Raw genomic sequence first — 1905 nt, 5'->3', positions numbered from 1 at the left:
GGAGAGAGCATGCCCCATCCCCTGGCCCTGCCCCCTCAAAGCCTCCGCCTCAGAAGTGTCAACTCAGTTTGTATCGAAATCTGTATCTCTCTATTGACACATTGAAGTGTAAGAGTAAGCTGACAGTTAAGGAGTCTATGAGCCAGGCCTGCGGGTCTGGACGGGTTCCCGGGGAGACCGAGGATGGAAACGGTCGCTGTCGTTCTGGAAAAGCCAGGCCAACTGGCACTCAGGGCGGTGACATTGCAGGAGCCGGCGGCGAACGACTTGGTCGTTGACGCTGTATGGAGCGGCATTTCCTCCGGCACCGAGCGGCTGCTGTGGGCGGGCCGCATGCCAAGCTTCCCCGGAATGGGCTATCCGCTGGTGCCCGGCTACGAGACTGTGGCCCGCGTTTCACAAGCTGCTGACGGATTTGCCGAGGGCGACCTCGTCTTCGTACCCGGCGCCAATTGCTACAAGGACGTGAAGGGCCTGTTCGGTGGCGCCGCCAAGCGCATCGTGCTGCCAGCCGCCCGCGCGGTAAAGCTCGACGGCATCGCTGGCGAGGAAGGCATTCTCATCGCGCTGGCCGCGACGGCGCACCATGCAGTTGCCAGCGAAGGCGCCTCGCTGCCCCAGCTGATCGTCGGCCACGGCCTTCTCGGCCGACTCATCGCACGTATCACCCTGGCACTCGGTGGTGCCGCCCCAACCGTCATCGAGACCCAAGCCGCGCGCCATGATGGCGCTGCAGGCTATGCCGTCGTCTCACCCGAGCAGGATACGCGCCGCGACTACGCAACGATCTGCGATGCCAGCGGCGCACCGGGCCTGCTCGACACGCTGATCCCCAAGCTTGCGAAGCGCGGCGAGATCACGCTCGCGGGCTTCTATGAGGACGCACTGTCCTTCACCTTCCCGCCCGCCTTCATGCGCGAGGCGAAGATCCGCATCGCAGCCGAATTCACCAAGGCTGACATGGAAGCCGTGAAGGCACTGGTGGCCAATGGGTCCTTAAGCCTCTCTGGCCTCATCAGCCACCACGCCGCCGCCTCGACGGCGGCTGAAGCTTACGAACAGGCATTCACCGATCCCAACTGCATCAAAATGGCCCTCGACTGGAGCGCGCTCGCATGAACAGCATCGACCTCAACATGGACGTAGACGCTGCTCCGAAGAAGGAGACGCAGATCATCGCCATCTACGGCAAGGGCGGCATCGGCAAGAGCTTCACGCTCGCCAACCTCAGCTACATGATGGCACAACAGGGCAAGCGCGTGCTGCTCATCGGCTGCGACCCGAAGAGCGACACCACATCCCTTCTCTTCGGCGGCAAGGCCTGCCCCACCATCATCGAGACCTCGGCCAAGAAGAAGCTCGCCGGCGAAGAGGTGAAGATCGGCGACGTGTGCTTCAAGCGCGACGGCGCCTTCGCCATGGAGCTGGGCGGCCCGGAAGTGGGCCGCGGCTGCGGCGGCCGCGGCATCATCCACGGCTTCGAACTTCTCGAGAAGCTGGGCTTCCATGAATGGGGCTTCGACTATGTGCTGCTCGACTTCTTAGGGGACGTCGTCTGCGGCGGCTTCGGCCTGCCGATCGCGCGCGACATGTGCCAGAAGGTGATCATCGTCGGCTCCAACGACCTGCAGTCGCTCTACGTGGCCAACAACGTGTGCTCGGCGGTGGAATACTTCCGCAAGCTGGGCGGCAACGTGGGTGTCGCGGGCATCGTCATCAACAAGGATGACGGCACGGGCGAGGCCGCGGCCTTTGCCGGGAAGGTGGGCATCCCCGTCCTCTCCGCCATCCCCGCCAACGAGGACATCCGCCGCAAGAGCGCCAATTACGAGATCATCGGCCGCCCCGAAAGCGAATGGGGTGCCATGTTCGCGGAACTCGCCGAGAACGTGGCCACCGCCCCGC

The 1905-nt window shown here is 63.9% G+C and carries 2 protein-coding genes; both read left to right on the top strand.

Annotated features, from left to right (window positions below):
- Nucleotides 1–183: 183 nt before the first annotated feature.
- Nucleotides 184–1119 (top strand): chlorophyll synthesis pathway protein BchC, encoded by a 936-nt coding sequence (gene bchC / locus WCJ41_RS21830; protein ID WP_336907938.1) that lies wholly within the window; start codon nucleotides 184–186, stop codon nucleotides 1117–1119.
- Nucleotides 1116–1905 (top strand): chlorophyllide a reductase iron protein subunit X (locus WCJ41_RS21825; protein ID WP_336907937.1); only part of this gene is annotated, 790 nt, incomplete at its 3' end. The genes bchC and WCJ41_RS21825, both read left to right, overlap by 4 nt.

The sequence above is a fragment of the Aestuariivirga sp. genome, from assembly GCF_037139295.1.
GTDB lineage: Bacteria > Pseudomonadota > Alphaproteobacteria > Rhizobiales > Aestuariivirgaceae > Aestuariivirga.
Note: the sequence above shows the minus strand (reverse complement) of the source record. Positions and strands in the feature narration are given on the sequence as shown.

Coding starts and splice junctions, on each gene's coding strand:
- bchC (WP_336907938.1), top strand. CDS start 184: ATGGAAACGGTCGCTGTCGTTCTGGAAAAGCCAGGCCAACTGGCACTC.